Origin of the sequence: Mesorhizobium sp. L-8-10, from assembly GCF_016756635.1 — a bacterium.
In the GTDB taxonomy this organism is placed as follows: Bacteria; Pseudomonadota; Alphaproteobacteria; order Rhizobiales; family Rhizobiaceae.
Map to the genome: position 1 here is coordinate 313,723 of NZ_AP023263.1, position 19,789 is coordinate 333,511.

Consider the following 19,789-nt stretch of genomic DNA (forward strand, 5'->3'; position numbering starts at 1 on the left):
AGCGCCCCGCACCGGCGGGACGCCGCTCCGATCATCACATGGCCACGCCGGGATCCCAGCGGATGATCCATTTCTCAAGCATCGAAACGATGGCGAAGCCCGCGATCGCGATGATCGAAGCAGTCAGGATCGTGGCAAAGAGCCGGGGCGCGTTGAAATCGAACATGCTCTGCAGAAGCAGGTAGCCGATGCCCTGGTTGGCGCCGATCCATTCTCCGACGATCGCGCCGAGCACGCACATGGTCACCGAGATCTTCAGCGCCGAAAAGACATAGGGCAGAGCGCTGTAGATGCGTATGCGCAGGAACACCTCGGTCCTTGACGCGGAGAGCACATGCATCAGCTCGAGCAGTTGCGGATTGACGGCGCGGAAGCCACGCACCGAATTGACCAATGTCGGGAAGAAGCAGATCAGTGCGGCGATGACGATCTTCGGCTCGATGCCGTTGCCGAGGATGATCTTCAACACCGGCGCTATCGCCACGACCGGGATGGTCTTCACCAGGATCGCGACAGGGTAGAACATCTCCTCGACGACCTTGTTGTAGACGAAGGACACCGCCACGAGCAGCGCGACGGTGTTGCCGAGGAGGAAGCCCAGGAAGGCTTCCAGGATCGTCGGCCCGGCCGCAGCCAGCAGGAGGGCGCGGTCCTGGACCAGAGCCCCGGCGACGTCGGTGGGCGCTGGAACCAGATAGGACGGCACGCCGAACAGCGTCACCACGAGTTGCCAGACCGTCAGGGCCAGCAGCAGGCCGAGCACCGCCATGCCGAGCGTGCGTGTCACTTCCGGGCCGGGCAGAATGTGCCAGAGCCAGGGCATCGATGGGCCGGTGGTGCCGACGGAACGTTCCATGCTCATGGCTGTCATCCTGCTCCCAGCATGTCGCGCAGCTTGGCGACGTGGCTGCCCAGTTCGGGGGCGTCCTTCAAGGCGAGGTCGCGCTCGTCGGGCAGCTCGATTTCCAGGATTGCGCCGATCCGCGATGGGCGGCGGCTCATGACCACGACCCTCTGCGACAGGAAGACGGCCTCCTGCAGGGAATGCGTGACGAAGACGATCGTCATGCCGCTCTGCTTCCAGATGCGCAGCAGCTCGACATTGAGCGTGTCGCGCACCAGTTCGTCGAGCGCTCCGAAAGGCTCGTCCATCAGGAGCACTTTCGGTCGGGTAACCAGCGCGCGGGCGATCGACACACGCTGGCGCATGCCGCCCGAAAGTTCGGAGGGCAAGGCGTCCTCGAAGCCTTCGAGCTCGACGAGTTTCAGCGCCTCGCGCGGGTCCATGAAGTTCCCTCCCCTGGGATCGGCGCCGCCGACTTCGAGCGGCAGGCGGACATTGTCGATCACCTTGGCCCAGGGCATCAGCACCGATTGCTGGAACACCATCGAAAAGGTGCGGGACGCACGCGCCGCCGACGGCGCGCCGTCGAAAATACGAACCATGCCCTCCGATGGTTGGATGATGTCGGCGATGGTGCGCAACAGCGTGGACTTGCCGCAGCCCGAATGGCCGATCAGGGAGACGAACTCGCCTTCGCGAATGCTGAGCGAGACGTTGTCGATGGCGCGCACGGCCTTCGCACTGCCGCCGAACGTCACCGCCACATTGTCGATCTCGATCGCCGTGCGGACCGGCGCTTGGCCGGCCGACGGCGATATCGCCGCGGTTGCCGGACGCGCCATGCGGGTCACCGTTTCGTCCGTTGCGCGGCCTTCAGAATGCGGTCGTCGAAGACGCTATCCGCAGTCAGGTCCGGTTTCACTTCGCCAATCTTCGCATAGGTCTGCAGCGTGGTATCCCAACGATCCTTGCTGATGTTGCCGAAGCCATGCTCACGCGTGTCGTCGCTGTAGATGAAGTCCTTGACGATGACCTTGAGGGAGGCCAGTTCCTTGTCCTTCTCGATGGCGCTCGACATGGAGGCGACCATGTCGACGGCCTCCTCGGGATGGTCGGCCGCGTAGGCCCAGCCTTTGTCGCAGGCTTCCAGGAACTTGACCAGCATGTCGCTGTCGGCAGCGATCAGGTCCGCCCGCGCAATATAGTAATTGGACTGGAACTGCAGCCCGTTGTCCCAGATGCTCTGCGTGTTGTAGCCGCCGGGGTGCTGGATAATCGGCGCGTTCTGGGCGACATTGGTTGGCCATGAGGCCACGACATCCACCTGGTCCTGCAGGAGGCCGGGCACCTGCGCCTGGATGAAGGTGATGTCCTCGAATTTGAGGCCGCTGTGGTCCAGCACGGCCTTCACCTGCGCCATTGCGTTCTGGCCAGCGCCGACGCGTTTGCCCTTCCAGTCGGCAACCGATTTGATGTTGGACTCCGCCAGCGAATAGAATGTCAGCGGCGCCTTCTGGAAGGCAGCACCAAAGGTCCTGATCGGCAGGCCCTGGTTCGCCGCATACATGATCTCGGGCGCATAGGTCGTAGCGATCTGCGCCACGCCGGAAAGCGTTTCCTGAACCGTATTGGAATTCGGTCCGCCCGGCAGGATCTCCACGTCGAGCCCCTTCTCGGCGAAATAACCCTTCTTCAGGGCGACGATCTCGCCGGCCGAGGCCGCATTGTAGAGCCAGGCGAGCTGCAGCTTGACCTGCTTTTCCTGGGCAGATGCAGGCCCGGCGAAACCGAGAGCGCCGGCAGTGACGGCCAGGGTCGCGGCGGCGGCCAGGAATGAACGTCGGCTGATCATCATTATCCTCCGGTCGGACAAGCGCAACGAACTGATATCGGCAGGATAGTCCGCACGGCGCGGCCGGACATCATAACATGGTTCTGCGAAGCCATTCCATGTGGTTATGGGTCCAACGCAGGGCGGCAGGTCGGTGTGCATTTTCTGGGGAGGACACTTGCGCAGCCGGAGCCAGCAGCGCCGTTAAGTTGACTAATGCGATCATGTTAATTACCAGCACCTTCTATGGAGGCCTGCCCTCGGCGAGCCGCCACCGCATCCGCAGCGCAAGTCCGAAGGCCCTCGCAGTGCTTCATCCCCTCAAAACCAAGGTCAACCGCACCACCGTTCTCGCAACGGCGATGCTCTCACTCCAGGCGTCGATCGCAATCGCCCAGGAGCCCACCATGCTTGAAGGCATCACCGTCGAGGCCGAGAGCGACGACATCCTGGTCCAGGACGGCTACGTGGCCACGCGGGACCGTATCGGCACCAAGGTCGACACGCCGATCGTGGAGATCCCGCAGTCGATCTCGGTGGTGACCCAGGACCAGATCGAAGACCAGAAGCCGCGCACGCTCAACGAATCCCTCGGCTATACGGCGGGCGTCAACCCCAACGCCTTTGGCTTCGACACCCGTTACGATGCTTTCTACCTGCGCGGTTTTCCCGCCTATTACAACGGCATGTTCCGCGACGGCCTGCGCCAGTACAACGGCCCCTCGGCCTGGTTCCGCACCGAGCCCTACGGCATCGAGGGCATTACCATCCTCAAGGGCCCGTCCTCGTCGCTCTACGGCGTCAGCGGCCCCGGCGGTATCGTCAACGTGGTGACCAAGCGTCCGAAGGAGGACCGCTTCCGCGAGGTCGAGCTGCTCTTCGGCGATAACAACCGCTACCAGGCCGCCTTCGATTTTTCCGGCCCGGCCAACGAGGCGGAAACCATCCTCTACCGCTTCACCGGCCTTGGCCGCCTCGCCGACACCGACCTTCCGGGCTATTCCGACGACACGCTCTATCTGGCGCCCGCCGTCACCTTCCAGCCTGACGAGGGAACCAGTCTCACCATCCTCGGCGAATATTCGCAGGCGCTCACCGGCAGCACGGCGTGGTTCAACAATCCGTCCTACGGCAAGGTATCGGACCTCTATGAGGGCGACCCGGACTGGAACGATTTCAAGCAGAAGCAGGGTCGTATCGGTTACGAATTCGAGCACCGCTTCAACGACGTCGTGACGGTGCGCCAGAACCTGCGCTTCAACGCGGTCGACGCCGACCTGAAATATAGCGGCTTCTACCCCGCGCCGCCGTCGCGGAGCTGGGGCCACTACAAGGAGAACGTGAAGAACTTCGTCGTGGACAACATGGCGCAGTTCGAGTTCGACACCGGTCCGCTCTCGCATGTCGCCCTGGCCGGCTTCGACTATGCCTGGTCCGACTACGACGCCCGCTCGGCCTCGTCCCTCGTTTCGATCGGCGATATCGAGACGGCGCCGTTCTACTTCGCCGGCAGCCAGAAGATGAATCAGTACGGCCTCTATCTTCACGACCAGATCCAATGGAACGACTGGACGCTCTTCGCGGGCGGCCGCCAGGACTGGGTCGACAGCGACAGCACCGACTACCGGCTGACCGAGACCGACCAGCGGGACAGCGCCTTCTCGGGCCGCCTCGCCCTTTCCTACCGGACGCCGTGGGGCATCATCCCCTATGCGAACTACTCGACGTCCTTCTCGCCCAATCTGGGTTTCGTCTATGACAGCGTGACCAATGAGCGAAACGTCGCGAAGCCGACAAAGGCCGAACAGGTGGAGTTCGGCGTCAAATACGAGATCCCCGATCAGAACGCGATCCTGAGCATGGCCTATTTCGACATCCGGCAGAGGGACGGCGTCGTTCTCGACGGCACATTCGACGATGCCGGCAACCAGCGGCAGCGCCAGCTCGACCTGCACTCCCGCGGCCTCGAACTGGAAGCCAACGCCACCTTCGACAACGGTTTCGGCCTCATCGCCTCCTACACCTACATGCGCATGACGATCGACCAGGGCGCCGCCGGGACTGTCGGCAAGGAATTGTCGTCCACGCCCAACCACATCGCTTCTCTCTGGGGCCACTACGAATTCCGCGACGGCGTGGCGGCCGGCCTCGGGCTGGGCGCCGGCGTGCGCTACGTCGGCGAGAGCTACGGCGACGATTTCAACACCTTCAAGAACGAGGCCCGCACCTTCGTCGACGCGGCGCTGTCCTACGACTTCGGCGTCCAGAACCCGGACTGGGAGGGCGTGTCGCTGCAGGTCAATGCGAAGAACCTGTTCGACGAGAGAAAGCCGGTCTGCACCGTCGGCAACTGCTACTGGGATGAGGGACGCTCGGTCTTCGGCAGCCTGCGCTACCGGTTCTGACTATGGCTACGTTCTCCGAAGGCGCCCGGTCTCCCGCCGCCGTGGTCGCGGCGGTCGGCGGCCTCTATGTCGCGCAGAGCGTCATCGGCGGCATCACGTGGACGGGGCTTCCGGCGGTCATGCGCGACCAGGGCCTGCCGCTCGACAGCGTCGGGCTGCTCTCGCTGATCGCCTTGCCCTGGGCGCTGAAGTTCCTGTGGGCACCCTTGGTGGAAAGGTTCAGGCTGCCGCCTGTCGGGCGGAACCGCTCGGGCCTCATCGTCGCCATCGGCGGCGCGATCTGCGTGGCCGGCCTCAGCCTGGTCGGCGCGATCGGCCCCGCGGCACTGGGAACAGTGCTGGCCTGCCTGACCGTCGTCGCCTTCGCCGCCGCGACGGTCGACATCGCGTGCGACGGCTATGCCGTCGAGAGCCTCAACCGGGCGCAGCACGGCTGGGGCAACGCCGCCCAGGTCGGCGGCGCCTATCTCGGCTCGGCCATCGGCGGCGGCCTGTTCCTCCTCCTGGTCGCCGCCTATGGGTGGCCGCCGGCCACCTGGAGCATGGCCGCGCTGATCGCCTTGCTCGGCCTGCCCTTCATCCTGCATGTCCGTTCCCGGACAACCGCCGAAAAGCGGCCGCACGTTCCCTCGCTCGCAGCCGCCCTGCGTCGTCCCGAAATACGCCGGGGCCTTGCGGCGGCGGCAATCTACGTCCTGGCCCAGAAGGCAGCGCTGATGATGCTCGGGCCCTTCCTGATCGATGCCGGACTTGGTCTCGCGGAACTCGGATTGGTCAACGGCGCCGGCAGCCTGATCGTCGGCTTTGCCGCGGCGCTGGCCGGCGGCGCGCTGGTTAGGGTTTTCGGCGCGCGCGCCATGCTTGTAGGCGCGCTTCTGCTGCAGGCTGCGGCGCTGTTCCTGTTCGCAGCCCACGGTTCGATCGTGAAGATTCCCAGCCCGATACTGGTCGCCGTCGCGATCGCCAGTTCCTCCGGCATCATGGCGCTCGGCTTCGTCGCGCTCTACGCCCAGTTCATGCATTGGTCGGATCCTCGCCAGGGTGGCGTCGACTTCACGCTCTTCCAGTCGATGGACGCCTTGATCAGCATGATCGGCGGCGTGCTGGCGGGCTATGCCGCCGAATATCTCGGCTACGGCATATTCTTCGGCGGGGCGGGTGTGATCGCCCTGGCGGCCGTGCCGGCGATCGCGTTTGTGGTCGGCCGGACGACCGCGCCGCAGGCAATAGAACAGCAAAGGCGGCGCGACGAGAGGCTGCCGATCGGAGAACGCGGATGAACGCCACAAGCCCACTAAGCGCACGCACCCTCGTGCCGCTGCGCTCGCCCGATACGGTGATGGCGCAACTCCGCGAACATTTCGGCGAGCATGGCGTCATCAGCGGCGACGACGGAAGCTGGTCCGTCGTCTTCGACATCGGCACGGCCACCGCCAGCCGTCAGGGCGGTGGCATCGCCTTCAGCGTGGAAGCGCGCGACGACACCTCGCTTGCCTATCTGCAATGGAGCGTCGCCGAGCATGTCTGCGAATTCACGCCCGGCGAGACCCCCGAGATTGCGTGGGACGGCGGCACACAGCCCGGCGCGCCGCTGCCCTATTTTCGCGAGATGCGGGTTCTGCGCGCGACCCGGGTCACACCCGCAATGCGCCGGCTGACGCTGGGCGGCGAGAAGCTCGACCGGTTCGTTCACGACGGGCTGCATGTCAGGCTGCTGCTCGCGCCGAAGCCCGGCATAACACCGGTTTGGCCGGTGATGGCAGCCGATGGCCGTCAAGCCTGGCCTGATGGCGAGCGGCCGGTGGCGCGCGTCTATACGATCCGCAGGATCGACGTCGAGGCGGGCGAGGTCGACATCGACTTTGTGCTGCATGAAGGCGACGAGATGCCGGGCGCGGTTTTCGGCCGCGATGCTTGCGCGGGCGACGTCGTCGGCATGACGGGTCCCGGCGGCGGCACGCTCCCGCCGGCTCCGCATCATCTCTTCTTCGGCGACGAGACGGCGCTGCCGGCCATCTCGCGCATGCTGGAGGAATTGCCGGAAGAGGCGCGGGCCAGTGCCTTCATCGAGATCGCCGATCCATCCGAACGGCAGGAGCTTGCGCTGCGGCCGGGAATAGAACTGGAATGGCTGTCGCGCGAAGGCCGCCCGGCGGGCACCACGACGCTGCTCGCCGACCACCTGCGCGCGCTTGATCCCGGGCATTGGCAAGACGGTACCTATGTCTGGGCCGGTTGCGAGCAGACGGCGGCGCGGAGCATCCGCTCCTTCCTCAAGTCCGAACGCCAGCTGCCTAGAAAACAATACCTTGTCGCCGCCTATTGGCGTCGGGGACAGGCCGGCGAGGTCGAGGATTAGCCGGCCGCGACGATTGGTCTGCCAGAGCAGCGATACCATCCGGTAAGCCCGTCACGGCAACAAGAGGTGCTACAATGTTGCGAAAGCATTTCATGCCGCGCCAGGAATGAAGCCATGAAATCGATGGTTTACAAGGGCTACGCCGCCCGGACCGAGTTCGATGCGGAGGATGAGATCTTCACCGGCCGCATCGCCGGCATTCTCGATGTCGTCGGCTTCCATGCCGACAATGTGGCCGATCTCATAGCCGCCTTTCATGAGGCCGTGGATGATTACCTCGAGACCTGCGTAGCAGGCGATCACGGCTAGCCAGCCGCCGGCGTCAGCATGGTCAGCTTCAGATCCTGGCGGCCGGCGAGCGCGAAAGTCACCTGCTCATAACGCAGGAAGCCGCGCTCGGGGTGGCGAAAGGTCCGCTCGCCGCCTTCCCGCCCCATCACCCAGTGCTCGTGCCAGAACCGCCGGAACAAAGCGCTCTGCCGGCCGAGATCCTCGACCAGCAGCCGTATCGCGGGATCGTCGAGATGGGCGCTGACATCGGCGCGGAACTCCGCGACGACACGGCGCGCTCGCTCCTCATAGTCGCAGATCAGAGACCGGGCCGGCGGCGCAAGGAAGATGAAGCGCAGGAGGTTGCGGTCATCAGGCGCGTCCAGCCAGCCGGAGAAGAGTTGTTCGGCATGGACGTTCCAGCTCCTGGCCGTCCAGCTGCGGTCGAGAACATAGGCCGGCGCCGCGATCAGCTCGACCGAGGCGAGCACCGCAGGCGGAACGGCGTCGGTGTCCACGCCACCGTGACCGGGATCACGGCGATCGGCCAGTTCGAAGAGATAGGCCCTTTCGGCGCGGCCGAGACGCAGCGCCGTGGCGAGGCGCGCGAGCGCGGCAGCCGACAGCGACATGTCCCGTCCCTGCTCCAGCCAGGTGTACCAAGTAACGCTCAGGCCGCAGAGCTGGGCCATCTCCTCCCGTCGCAGGCCGGGCGTCCTGCGCCTGCTGCCTGCCGGCAGGCCGAGCTCGGACGGCTTCAGCTTTTCGCGCAGCGCTCGCACGAAGTCGCCGAGCTCGCGCCGGCGGTCGGGGGATCTTTCCTTGACCATGGTGCAAAACATACCAGTATAAATTCAGGCCTGAAACCGGTATCAGAAAGATGACATAGACGAGGGGAGCGGGGCGTTTTCCTTTCGGAACGCAGGTGACGCTCCGGCATCGTGCTTTGCGAAGCCCGATGCGACAGCCAGACAGCCATGCGGAGACGGACCGATGTCCAATGAGAAAAGTCACGAAGCCCTGGTGGGCGGTCAGTTCGGAGCACGCGCGGAAGCCTATCTGAGGAGTTCCGTGCATGCACAAAGCGCCGATCTCTCGGCGCTCGCCGCATTGCTGGAGGACAAGCCCGACGCGCGCGTGCTCGACCTTGGTTGCGGCGGCGGCCATGTGACCTTCAACGTGGCGCCGCTGGTGCGCGAGGTTGTCGCTTACGACCTGTCGCCGGAGATGCTGGAGGTCGTGGCCCGCTCAGCCGCGGAGCGCGGGCTCGCCAATGTGGCCACCGAGCGCGGCATGGTGGAAAAGCTGCCCTTCGAGGACGGCAGCTTCGACGTCGTGCTCAGCCGCTTCAGCGCGCATCACTGGAGCGACCTCGACGCAGGCCTGCGTGAGGCGGCGCGGGTGCTCAAGCCTGGCGGCATGGCCGCCTTCGCCGACACCGTTACATCGGGCATGGCCGTCGTCGACACCTTCCTCCAGGCGATCGAACTGCTGCGCGACTGCTCGCATGTGCGCGACTATTCGCGCGCCGAATGGGAGGCCGCGATCGGCCGCTCCGGGCTGCTTCCCGGCAGCACGCGCCAGTTCCGCCTGCACCTCGATTTCACGGCCTGGGTCGAACGAATGAACACGCCAAGGCTTCAGGTCGAAGCGATCCGCGCCCTGCAGACGAGCGTGTCGCCTCGTGCCACGCGGCATTTCGACACCGAAGCCGACGGTAGCTATTCGATCGATGTCGGCCTGTTCGAGGCGACGAAGCCGGCCGCGTGACAGCTCGGGGACGGCGGCGTGGCGTCAGCGCGCCGCTGGTTTTCCGCGCATCTTGAGCAACTTCTTCGGCGCCAAACGCTGCCAGGCACGTTCGAGCCTGTGCGCCAGTTCCCGCGGCTCGATGTCATGAACATGCACGAGGAAACAGGGCCAGCCCTTGTAGTGACCGGTCTCGAAGTAGATGTCGGGCGCCGCCGCCATCAGTATCTCCTTCTCCTTGAGGTCGACCATGACCACGGCGGTGTCGGCATTCTTGACCCGGCACAAGAGCTTCTTGCCGACGCGTAACGCCGGCGTGCCGTAGGAGATGCCTTCCTCGATGCCGGGAAGGCCTTCGGCAGCCTTGCGCAGCCTGTCGAAAGCCGGCGAAAGATCGCCGGTAGTTTCCGCTTTGCCCGAGGTGTCAGGCTGCGAAGCGCTCGGCTTCCGAGGCATAGTAATTGATATAGCGCGTGCTGAGCGCCGAGACCGGCAGCACGATGAAGACGTCGGTCGTGCAGAAATCGTGGTCGATCACGCAGCCGTCGCCGATCTTGGCGCCGAGGCGGAGATACCCTTTGATCAAAGGCGGCATGGCGGCGATCGCCGCACGAGGGCTGACCGCCTCAGGGGGCAGAAGATCCATCGCATGGTAGCGCTCGGCTACGGCCCGGACATGCCAAGCGCCCTCGGCCCGGCAATGATGGGCGAGATAGGAGAGCGCCTCGGCGTGATCCGACGGGGATGTGCCGTGGAAGGAGGCGCAGCCGGTCATCACCCCGATCGTGTAGTGGTTGATATAGGCCCATATGCCCTGCCACAGCACCTCGATCGTGCGCTTCGAGCGATAGGCCGGCAACACGCAGGAGCGGCCGAGCTCAAGAAAGTTCAGGCCGGGATGACGCGCGACGAGCTTCTCCAGTTCGAATTCGTCGTTGGAGTAGAAGCCGCCGGCGGCGGTCGCCTTTTCCTGACGCAGCAGCCGGTAGGTGCCGACGATTCGCCTGTGCTCGGGGCCGGGAAGTGCAGTGTCGAAGACCAGGAGATGGTCGCAGATCGCATCGAAGCGATCCGCGTCACGCTGGTCGAGCGCATGTGCGACGTCGCGCCTGGCGCCAAGTTCGTCGTAGAAGACGCGATAGCGCACTTCCTGGGCAGCGGCGATCTCGGACGGATCGCGCGCGAGTCGCACCTCCAGCGAACCGATGCGTCCCAGGGTCGCCCCGGTGTCGATTCCATCGAACCTGCGGCCGAACAGTGCCGTGTCCGTGGCGCTTGTAAGACTGTCGCGCTCGGGCATCGCAGTCTGCACGGGTGATTCTCCTTCGAGCCATCCCTCGTGGCGCGGGGATAAGCAGGCAGTGCAACAGGACTATGACACTAACGTGAACCGCCGGGGTGGGCAATAGTTCGGCGGCTCGTCCCAGGATGGCGAAACCATGACCGGCAGTCGACCTATGCGGCTTCAACCGGCTCGGCGTGCCCGCCAAGCCGGCCAACGATCGGCTGCGGCGGCCTGCCCTTTTGCCGGTGCGGCATTGCGGGGACATGACGTTCGCGGACGTATCTCAGGCCGAAGCCTGCTCTTCGATGGCGCTGATCAGTGCGGCGGGATCGAGCGGCTTGACGACGAAACCGCTTGCGCCATGGGCAAGCACATTGTGGCGGGTCTTTTCCTGGCTATCGGCCGAAAGCACCATGATCGGCACGGGGATCGTGCCTTTGTCCTCCTCGTCGCGCCGGATGGCGGCGATTGCGTCCAGCCCGTCCATGACGGGCATGTGCAGATCCATAAGCACGATGTCGTAGCGATGTTTGCGCGCCGGCCCCGTCAGTGCCTCGACAGCCGCCCTGCCGTTGCCAACGACATCGACGCGGTGACCGGCCTTGGTGAGGGCAGCCCGGGCCAGCATGGCGTTGATGTCGTTGTCCTCGGCAAGCAGGACGGACAGCGGCCGCTCCTTGGCGCCCGGGCGCTTTGCCGGCTTTTCCCTGGCGGGAATCAGGTCGGCAGGTGCCGCGAACGGCCGCTCCTTGAGGAGCAGCCGCATCAGCGTCTCCCCGCGGACCGGGCGCGCGAGGAACGTGGAATATCCAGCAGCGCGAAACTCGGCCAGCATGCCGCGATCGGTCGGCGCGATCATGGTGATCGCCTCGGCGGCGGGGAAACCGGACTGCCTGAGGCGCTTCAGCGTGCTGCCGTCGCCACGCTCCAGGCCGGCATCGATCAGGATGGTGTTGCAGCCTTCGGCGAGCGCGGTCGCCTCGGCGAAGCTGCCCGCAATGCCGACAGTGCCGCCATGCGTCCGGATGGTCCTGGCGATGGCCTCGGCCTCGATAGCGCTCCTGGCGAGAACCACCACGCGGCGATCGCCGAGCACCGGCCCTCGCACCAAGGGAGCGTCCCTGGCCTCCGCCGCCGGAATGTCGACAGTGAAGATCGAGCCGCGACCAAGCTTGCTCGAAAGCTCGATGGTGCCACCCATGGACGCGATGATCCGGCGGGAGATGGCCAGACCGAGCCCTGCGCCGCCGTGACGGCGCGTCGAAGTGCCGTCAGCCTGCTCGAACTCCTCGAATATCCGGCCGAGATCTTCTTCCGCGAGGCCCGGACCGGTATCGGCCACCGTGAAGCTGATGCGGTCCGCCGCCATCTCGACGGCGACCATCACGCCTCCGGCGTCGGTGAACTTCACCGCGTTGCCGATCAGATTGAGCAGAACCTGCCGCAACCGGCCGGGATCGGCCAGGATCGTGGTCGGCACGTCGGGCGCGACGTGGCATCCGATGCCGATGCCCTTGCCGTGCGCCCGCGACGCCAGCAGCTCGACCACATTCTCGGCCAGTTCGCGTGGCGACATCGGCTGGGGCTCGAGTTCGAACCGTCCCGCCTCGATCTTGGAATAATCCAGCAGGTCCTCGATGAGGGCGATGAGAGCGCCGGCCGATGTCGACACGGCGCCGACATAGGTGCGCTGCTCCGGTGTGAGCCGCGTGTCGGCCAGCAGCTTGGCCATGCCCATGATGCCGTTCATCGGCGTGCGGATCTCATGGCTGACCGTCGCCAGGAAGCGCGACTTCGCCTGGTTGGCGAACTCGGCGCGTTCGCGTGCGTTGATCAGCGCCGCCTCGGCGCGTTTCCGGTCGGTGATGTCGCGGGCGATCGCCCGGTGCGAAACGGAGTTGTCGGCTTCGTCGCGGACCGACAGCTCGATCCAGGAGAACCAGCGGACGTCTCCGCCGGCGCGGATGGCGACATCGGTCGAGCTCAGGCATTCGCCCTCGGCGAAGGCCGCGTCGGGCACGACACCGACATCGATGCCGAGATCGACGAGGGTCAGCCCCGCCAGCTCTTGCGGCGCCCGGCCGACGAGATCGGCGAAGACCTGGTTGGCGTAGACGATGCGGCCGTCGCGGTCGCGGTGCACGACGAGGTCGCCAAGCGCGTCGATGAGGCCGCGGAAACGCTCCTCGCTTTCCTGCAGTTCCCAAAGGCGGTCGGCAAGCTTCTCGATCTCTGCGCGGCCGGCGGCCGAGCTCTTGCCCAAGGTCGCGACCAGCCGCCGCTCACGCGCAATACTCCAGCCCAGCAACGATAGCCCACAGAACGACAAGACCAGAAGCATTGTCGACAGGAATGGCGGCGCGCCGCCGACATGGGCTGCACCGGCCAATAGCAGAGCGCAGAACCAGAGGGCCGCCTGCAACCCATGGGAAAGGCGACCTGAAGGCTTCGGCACGGCAGGCGGCTGGACAGGCGACGGCGAACCGCCGCCGATGGCCGCACCATGGGCTTCGACCTGGGTCCCTGCTTCATCCCGCACACGCTCGGCAATCATGAGCCGGAGTATAGCCGAGGTGGATTAGGGAAGCTTTGGGTCGATCGCTACAATTTTAGCTGCTGAGCGCGAGACCTCGATGAGACGGTCTCGTCGCGGCTCACCGTTGCGCCGCCCTGTCGCGCCGCCAATTCAGCAGTTCTTCCAGGATCACCAGAGCCGCGCCGACGGTGATGAAGGTGTCGGCCAGATTGAAGACGGCAAAAGACCACACCGGCGTATGGAAAAGTATGTAGTCGATGACGTGGCCGTAGACGGCACGGTCGACGAGATTGCCGAGCGCGCCGCCGATGATCAGCGTAAAGCCCAGCCTGGCAACGACCTGGTTGCCGTCGGTGCGAAAAGCGAGGAACAGCACGAAGGCGATGACGGCCAGCGACAGCAGGATCAGCCCGGTGTCGCCGAAGGACGAGAACATCGAAAAGGCGATACCGGTGTTATAGGTGCGGTAGAGAGCGAGAAAGGGAAGCATCTCGACTGCCTCGTGCAGCACCAGCCGCGTCTCGACGAGATGCTTGATCCACTGGTCCAGCGCGACCGCCACGGCAAGGATGACAGCATAGGTCGAAAGCGCTTTGAGCTTCACGCGGTATTCTCCGGACCGAGTTCCAGCGCCTTGCGCCTGACCTCGAACAACATCACGCCAGTGGCCACGGCAAGATTGAGCGAATCGGCGCGACCGGCCTGCGGAATGCGTACCAGCCGGTCGCAGGCCTCCGCCAGCGTGTCGGGCAGGCCCTGCTGCTCGTTGCCCATCAGGAGCAGCACCGGCCGGCCGGCATAGTCGATCGCGCGGTAGTCCACCGCTCCCTTAAGATGGGTGCCCGCGACAAGGCCGGCAAATCCCTTGCGCCACTGCAGAAACGCCTCGGCATTGGCCCGGGCGACCGGAACGGCGAAGATCGAGCCCATCGTGGCCCGGACCGTCTCGATCGAGAACGGGTCCGTGGTCTCGCCAACCAGGATGACGCCCTTGGCCCCGACCGCGTCGGCTGTACGGATGACGGTGCCCAGATTGCCTGGGTCGCGCACCCGGTCGAGCGCGACCCAGACATCCTGGCCGGAGGGGCGGATATCTTTCAGTGGCACGTAGCGCTGGGAGAAGACACCGACCACCATCTGCGGATTATCGCGCCGGGTGATCGCCGACAGCACTTTCTCGCTGACCTCCAGGACGAGGCCGCCGGCCGCGACAGTGCGCGCCGCCACCTTCTCCACCGCGGCGTTGCCGCGCCCCGACTTGGCAAAAACCAGCGTCCTGATCGTCCAGCCGAGGTCGAGCGCGTCGATGACGAGCTTCAGCCCTTCCGCGAGGAAGGCGTTCTGCTGGTCGCGGAACTTCTTCAGCGCCAGCGCCCTGATATCCTTGACCAGCGGGTTGGAGAGGCTGGTGACCTCCTTCACCTGGCCTACGGCACGATGTCCTTCACTCATTGCGCCACCCATCGCGAGAAGAGCGAGGTCGACAGCGCGCGGCCGGCCGACTTCTCGCGGATCACCAGTTCGCCCGACTCGACCGTGCCGCCCATGCCGGCGAAGGTATCGCGCATCAGCGCATGGATGGCGAAAAACGAAGCACGGATCGAATAGGCGGTGAGCACGACCGCCAACGGCTTCGGAGAGAGAATCGAGCGGCAGATATCCGCCAGCGCCGGCAGGTGCTCGAACAATTGCCACACCTCGCCCTTGGGTCCGCGCCCATAGGCCGGCGGATCGAAGAGGATGATGTCGTAGCTGTTGCCGCGGCGCTCCTCGCGCTCTGCGAATTTCATGGCGTCCTCGACGATCCAGCGGATCGGCCTGTCGGTCAGCCGCGCGACTTCCTGGTTCTCCCGGGCCCAGCCGATCGCCTTCTTCGAGGCATCGACATGGGTGACCTCGGCGCCGGCCCTGGCCGCGACCAGCGAGGCGAGGCCGGTATAGCCGAACAGGTTGAGCACCTTCACCGGGCGGCCTGCCCCGGCGATCAGCCCGGCCATGTGGTCCCAATGCGACGCCTGCTCGGGAAAGACGCCGACATGGCGGAAAGAGGTGAAGCGGCCGAGATAGTCGATCCCGTCATGACGCATCGGCCAGGTCTCGCCGAGCGGAGCGCCCGGGAAGCGCCACCGGCCCATGCCTTCCTCGTCGGTGTCACCGGTGAAGACGGCGTCGACGCGTTCCCACTCGCGCGCCGGCAGCGCGCGCTGCCAGATCGCCTGGCCTTCCGGCCGCACGATGCGATAGGGGCCGTACTGCTCCAGCTTCTCCCCGCCGCCGCTGTCGAGCAGCGCGTAGTCGGCATTGGGCGCGACCTCAAGGATCAGCGGCAGCCTTTCGGCCGGCAACATCCCCTCGCGCCTGCCAAGCACGCGGGACGGCGTCTGCGAAGACACGGTCCTGTCGGCGCGCGGCTCACGCTGCGCTTCGGCAACCGGCCGCTGCCGCTCCGGCGCCTGACGGTCGCGCGCGACCTCGCCGGGCCTGGCGCCGGGCCGCGAGCGGTGTTGTCGCTTGTCACGCGACGGTTTCAAATCGGGGAGCCTCCGGAAAGCATCGGCCGCTTTTGGCATAGCGCCATGCGCCGCGCAACCAATGGCGGATCACGGCCGGTTCTACACCGATGACGGCCCGGAATCGGCTGTTCGCGTATCGCAAGGCGATGGGCGCGAGGACGGCGTTCCTTCAGCCTGCGGCACGACGCGTGGCCGACGCCATGGAGAGGGCGATCGATACGAAACCGCCGAGCTTCAAAGCGGCCACCGCCATGTGACCAGTCTCCCAGCGCAGGCGGATTTCTTCGAAGTCCGCCGGTATGGGGCCGGGTTGCCATGTCGCCAACAGGTTGTTGGCCGGCCGTACCCATGCAAACCAGGTCGCGAGTGCCGCTGCATAAAGCACTGCAGCGGCGAGCGCGAAGGTGGATGCAGGTCTGTCGCCCCAGATGAGGAAGGCGAGAACTGCCGGGCAGAGTATGGCCGCAATGTCCAGCACTGCGCCAACCGGTGCGAACAACTGGAACTGGCCGTTGAAGACCGTGGCCTCGCGCCAGAGTTCCGGCGACCAGACAGCAAGGCGCGGCATCGCCTCAAGGACATGCGCGAATGAAGGACCGAGACTGAGAGCTGCCACGGTCGCGGTGAGGATGACCAAGGCGGCCATTGATCCGCTCGTCTTCATGAGCGGGTCCAACGCTTTCTCCACGCGATCGTTCCGCGGGCCAATTGCCCAGCCTGACGACGCCCTCAATCGTTTGCGACATCAGCCCCGATCCGGAATCGGCTTGGCGCGGGCGCGGGTGAAACGTACCGCACGGCCGTTGTTGGTCTGCACCGACCGCGACGCCGAGCGGCACGCCAATCGGCTGGCCGGCGCGGCCCGGCCGACACGCCATCGAATCTCGGGCGACGAGACGGCTTTCTCGATTCGGTCGATTATGTCCGCGACGCCGTGTAGACGGCAATCCCCGCGGCGAGATCCTCGAGCGCGGCACCCACCGACTTGAAGAGCGTGATCTCCTCGGCCGAAGCCCGGCCGGTCTTGTCGCCGCGCGTCAGTTCGAAAAGGTCGGCCAGCACGCGATCGGCCGCGAGCACCCCTGACGCGAGCGGCTGGACGATGTCGCCCGCTTCCTTGCCGGCGCCCGCGCGCGTGTCGACGAACACCCGGGCCCTGCGGATCGCTTCGTCGTCGGCCTCGCGCATCTGCGGCGTGAAGCCGCCGACGAGGTCGACATGCGTGCCGGCCTTCAGCCGGGCCCCTTTGACAAGCGGCTCGCTCGAAATGGTGGCGCAGGAGACGATGTCGGCCCAGCCGAGCGCATCGTCGAGGTCGGTAACGGTCGACGCCTCGAATCCGTCGCGGCGCAGGGCTTCGGCCGCCTTTTCGCCATTTGCGGGCGTCCGGTTCCAGATGCGGATCTGCTTGATCGGGCGCACGGACGAATGCGCCTTGACGAGAAAGGGGCAGAGCGCGCCGGCGCCGACGACGAGCAGCCTGGAGGCGTCCTCGCGGGCCAGATAGGTCGCCGCCAGCGCGGAGGCGCAAGCCGTGCGCCACAATGTCAGCCGCTGACCGTCGATCAGCGCCTGCGGTTCGCCCGTCTTGCCGTCGAGCAGGAGATAGACGCCCATGACGGCCGACTTCCCGACAGTATTGTTGTCTGGCGACACGGTGACGATCTTGACGCCGACATGGCCTCCCGCCGAGGTGCCGGCAGCACCGAAGTCGCCCCAGGCAGGCATGAGCAGCAGGGTGGAGGCCGCCCCGTCGGGTCGTTCGATCGTGTGGTGGTGGCGCACCGGCTGGATCGCGCCCTCGCGAAACATGACGCGCAGCGCCTCGACCAGGCCGGCGAAACTCAGCGCCCGGTCGACGCCGTCGGCCGAAATCATCAGCATGGATAAGCTTCTCCCTTCAAACGGCGCGGGCCTTTCCGCTTAAGACACGTCGCAACCTTTCAGATCCGCTTTGCGCGCTTCAGGTGTCTGTGCTTTGCGCACTGTCTTTGTCCCGAAACCGGTTCCCGCATCAGGAAGACATGCTTCAGGCAGCAGTCCTGGACACGGCCGTCGACTGCTGGCCGGCGGGCGCGACGGCTCGCAGGCTCTGCAGTTCCTGGTCGCGCCGGCGCGCCAGCTTGCGGTACCGGCCCTGCCGCCACCAGGTGACTGAGCTTCCGATGAGCAGACCCGCAAGAACGGCTGCAAAGAGCAGCACGAACAGAGGCAGTTGCACCGTCAACGCCGGATTGCCGGGATTGAACGGATCGAGCGTGAAGGCGACGAGACCGCGGTTGGCGACGGCCAGCGCGATCAGGATGATCGCCAGCGGCACGAAAACGACGATGAGTATGAAACGATTGAGCATATCGTGATCCAGTTCGACGGATCGTGCGCCTTTCGCCGGGCCAGTCCTGCGGCCCGCAGGGGGCGGTCATCCGTCGGCATTGAGCCTTTCGCGCAATTCCTTGCCGGTCTTGAAGAACGGCACCCATTTCTCCTCGACCTCGACCGATTCGCCCGTGCGCGGATTGCGGCCGGTGCGCGCCGGCCGGTTCTTGACCGAGAACGCGCCGAAGCCGCGCAATTCGACGCGATTTCCCTCCGCCAGCGCATCGGTGATCTCCTCGAAGATCGCATTCACGATGTTCTCGACGTCACGCAGAAAGAGATGCGGATTGCGATTGGCAATGATTTGCACGAGTTCCGACTTGATCATGCGCGCAGTCCCCTCCGATTGTTATGGTCTTGTTACCGGTATGATTTTGCTGAATTTTCAGTGACCTGACACGGCGTTTTCAGGGTGCCAGACCGACAATAGCCCGTCAAGGAAGATACGGTCGCCGCCGAGTTCCCGGACGATGTCGGCGCTATAGTCGGGCAGTCCGAGCAGGCGCGCGAGCTGTCGCGCCGCAGCATCGGCGAACAGGAAACTCGAAGCGCTCTTGCTCTTCGGCTTCCATTCGATCACTTTCAGCTTCGCATCGACCCCCTTGGTGGCAAGCCACTTGATGGCCTGCTCCTCGCCGCCGAGCGCATCCACCAGCTTCTTCGTGAGGGCCTGGCGGCCGGTGAACACGGAGCCATCCGCCAGCACCATGACCTCGGCATGCGTCAGGGGGCGGCGCTCGACGACCAGGCCCACGAACCAGTCGTAGCTGTCCATGATCATGGAACGGATCATGGCGCGCTCAGGCTCGGTGGTGGGATTGAAGGGCGAGGGCTCGGCCTTGAGCGGCGAGGACTTCACCTCCTCGAGCGTGATGCCCAGCTTGTCCATCAGCCCCGTAAGATTGGGGAACTGCACCAGGACGCCGATGGAGCCGATAATCGAAGACTTGCGGGCCACGATGTGGTCGGTCGCGCTGGCGATCATGTAGCCGGCCGAGGCGGCGAGCGTACCGACCTGGGCCACGACCGGCTTGTCGGCGGCGAGCCGGCGCACCGCGTCGAATATGGCCTCGCCGCCGGCGGTGGTGCCGCCGGGCGAATCGATCGACAGAATGACGCCCTTGACCGCGGACGATGTACGAACCTTGTCCAGCCGCTCGATCAGCTCATCGTCCTCGGTGATCGTGCCCTCGATCCTGACCCTGGCGATATGATCCCCGGCGACGCCTGCGAGGTCGTCGCCCGCAAGCCACAACGATCCGATGCCGATGGCGAGCGCGGCGACCAGGATCGCCAGGACCCGCCAGAAGGTCAGCTTGCGCCGCAGCCGGCGGCGGTCGATCATGTCGTCGGCGCGTATGGCCATCGATGCCTCGCTTGCGAGCCTGGCATACGGGCCTGCCGACAGGACAGGCGCGTGCGCCGGTAGGGTACCGAAGCGTCCGGCGCGCCAGGAAATGGCGCGCCGGACGCCGGCGGAAGCTGGCGTTTTAGAGCGGTTCCCGCCGGGATGGAAGCTGTTCCGTCGCGTTCGGGGCCGCGACGCCTTTTCGCAGTCCCTCCGACCGGCAGAATTGATGATGAATAGACAGGCCGTCCATGCCGGAGTGCCTGTCTTTCG

Annotated in this window: 19 protein-coding genes and 1 pseudogene; 5 read left to right on the top strand and 15 right to left on the bottom strand. The window is 65.5% G+C overall.

The annotated features are described in order from the left end of the window. Positions 1 to 34 precede the first annotated feature (34 nt). From JN280_RS01335 to JN280_RS01345, 3 genes are read right to left on the bottom strand one after another with little or no spacing between them, the layout of a single operon-like run. Positions 35 to 862: an ABC transporter permease gene (locus JN280_RS01335; protein ID WP_202309753.1), complete on the bottom strand. Its 828-nt coding sequence runs from the start codon at positions 860 to 862 to the stop codon at positions 35 to 37. A 5-nt stretch (positions 863 to 867) separates the two neighbouring features. Beyond that, the gene (locus JN280_RS01340; protein WP_202309754.1) at positions 868 to 1,686 is read right to left on the bottom strand and encodes an ABC transporter ATP-binding protein; all 819 of its coding nucleotides are present in this window, start codon (positions 1,684 to 1,686) and stop codon (positions 868 to 870) included. Between the two features lie 5 nt (positions 1,687 to 1,691). After that, positions 1,692 to 2,696 carry an ABC transporter substrate-binding protein gene (locus tag JN280_RS01345; RefSeq protein WP_202309755.1) on the bottom strand — a complete coding sequence of 335 codons (1,005 nt, stop codon included), beginning with the start codon at positions 2,694 to 2,696 and terminating at the stop codon, positions 1,692 to 1,694. 203 nt (positions 2,697 to 2,899) lie between these two features. On the opposite strand from JN280_RS01345, the gene JN280_RS01350 reads away from it, so the two are divergent. The 4 genes and pseudogenes from JN280_RS01350 to JN280_RS01365 all read left to right on the top strand — a co-directional run. Then, positions 2,900 to 5,080: a TonB-dependent siderophore receptor gene (locus tag JN280_RS01350; RefSeq protein ID WP_202309756.1), complete on the top strand. Its 2,181-nt coding sequence runs from the start codon at positions 2,900 to 2,902 to the stop codon at positions 5,078 to 5,080. A gap of 2 nt (positions 5,081 to 5,082) precedes the next feature. Beyond that, positions 5,083 to 6,360: an MFS transporter gene (locus JN280_RS01355; protein ID WP_202309757.1), complete on the top strand. Its 1,278-nt coding sequence runs from the start codon at positions 5,083 to 5,085 to the stop codon at positions 6,358 to 6,360. Continuing rightward, positions 6,357 to 7,439: a siderophore-interacting protein gene (locus tag JN280_RS01360; protein ID WP_202309758.1), complete on the top strand. Its 1,083-nt coding sequence runs from the start codon at positions 6,357 to 6,359 to the stop codon at positions 7,437 to 7,439. Before JN280_RS01355 ends, JN280_RS01360 begins: the two co-directional genes overlap by 4 nt. Positions 7,440 to 7,553: 114 nt before the next feature. Beyond that, positions 7,554 to 7,727 (top strand): annotated as a pseudogene (locus tag JN280_RS01365) (toxin-antitoxin system HicB family antitoxin); the annotation flags it as partial. Positions 7,728 to 7,744: 17 nt separating this feature from the next. Here the strand turns inward: JN280_RS01365 and JN280_RS01370 are convergent. Then, entirely contained in the window at positions 7,745 to 8,539 is a 795-nt protein-coding gene (locus tag JN280_RS01370; protein WP_202309760.1) for a helix-turn-helix transcriptional regulator, read from the bottom strand. 163 nt (positions 8,540 to 8,702) lie between these two features. Between JN280_RS01370 and JN280_RS01375 the strand changes: the two genes are divergently transcribed. Next, on the top strand, positions 8,703 to 9,479 hold the full coding sequence (locus JN280_RS01375; RefSeq protein ID WP_202309761.1) for a class I SAM-dependent methyltransferase: 777 nt from the start codon (positions 8,703 to 8,705) through the stop codon (positions 9,477 to 9,479). Between the two features lie 24 nt (positions 9,480 to 9,503). Here the strand turns inward: JN280_RS01375 and JN280_RS01380 are convergent, their stop codons facing one another. The 11 genes from JN280_RS01380 to sppA all read right to left on the bottom strand — a co-directional run bounded on the left by JN280_RS01380 (position 9,504) and on the right by sppA (position 19,534). After that, positions 9,504 to 9,914: an MmcQ/YjbR family DNA-binding protein gene (locus JN280_RS01380; protein ID WP_202309762.1), complete on the bottom strand. Its 411-nt coding sequence runs from the start codon at positions 9,912 to 9,914 to the stop codon at positions 9,504 to 9,506. Next, entirely contained in the window at positions 9,883 to 10,758 is an 876-nt protein-coding gene (locus JN280_RS01385; protein WP_202314437.1) for a GNAT family N-acetyltransferase, read from the bottom strand. Before JN280_RS01385 ends, JN280_RS01380 begins: the two co-directional genes overlap by 32 nt. A 268-nt stretch (positions 10,759 to 11,026) precedes the next feature. Further along, complete coding sequence (locus tag JN280_RS01390) at positions 11,027 to 13,297, bottom strand: hybrid sensor histidine kinase/response regulator (RefSeq protein ID WP_202309763.1); 2,271 nt, start codon at positions 13,295 to 13,297, stop codon at positions 11,027 to 11,029. 100 nt (positions 13,298 to 13,397) lie between these two features. Continuing rightward, entirely contained in the window at positions 13,398 to 13,883 is a 486-nt protein-coding gene (gene lspA / locus JN280_RS01395) for a signal peptidase II (RefSeq protein WP_202309764.1), read from the bottom strand. Further along, entirely contained in the window at positions 13,880 to 14,731 is an 852-nt protein-coding gene (locus JN280_RS01400; protein ID WP_202309765.1) for a TrmH family RNA methyltransferase, read from the bottom strand. The genes lspA and JN280_RS01400 overlap by 4 nt, the downstream gene beginning before the upstream one ends. Next, positions 14,728 to 15,810, bottom strand: a complete 1,083-nt coding sequence (locus JN280_RS01405; RefSeq protein ID WP_202309766.1) for a class I SAM-dependent rRNA methyltransferase — start codon at positions 15,808 to 15,810, stop codon at positions 14,728 to 14,730. Before JN280_RS01405 ends, JN280_RS01400 begins: the two co-directional genes overlap by 4 nt. 151 nt (positions 15,811 to 15,961) lie before the next feature. After that, positions 15,962 to 16,438 (bottom strand): DUF1772 domain-containing protein, encoded by a 477-nt coding sequence (locus tag JN280_RS01410; RefSeq protein WP_202314439.1) that lies wholly within the window; start codon positions 16,436 to 16,438, stop codon positions 15,962 to 15,964. Positions 16,439 to 16,710: 272 nt separating this feature from the next. Next, positions 16,711 to 17,676: an ornithine cyclodeaminase family protein gene (locus tag JN280_RS01415; protein ID WP_202309767.1), complete on the bottom strand. Its 966-nt coding sequence runs from the start codon at positions 17,674 to 17,676 to the stop codon at positions 16,711 to 16,713. Between the two features lie 145 nt (positions 17,677 to 17,821). Beyond that, a complete protein-coding gene (locus JN280_RS01420) occupies positions 17,822 to 18,145 on the bottom strand; it encodes a LapA family protein (RefSeq protein ID WP_202309768.1) in 324 nt (107 codons plus the stop codon). Between the two features lie 66 nt (positions 18,146 to 18,211). Continuing rightward, entirely contained in the window at positions 18,212 to 18,496 is a 285-nt protein-coding gene (locus JN280_RS01425) for an integration host factor subunit beta (RefSeq protein ID WP_202309769.1), read from the bottom strand. A gap of 57 nt (positions 18,497 to 18,553) precedes the next feature. Beyond that, entirely contained in the window at positions 18,554 to 19,534 is a 981-nt protein-coding gene (sppA, locus tag JN280_RS01430; RefSeq protein WP_202309770.1) for a signal peptide peptidase SppA, read from the bottom strand. Positions 19,535 to 19,789: the final 255 nt, after the last annotated feature.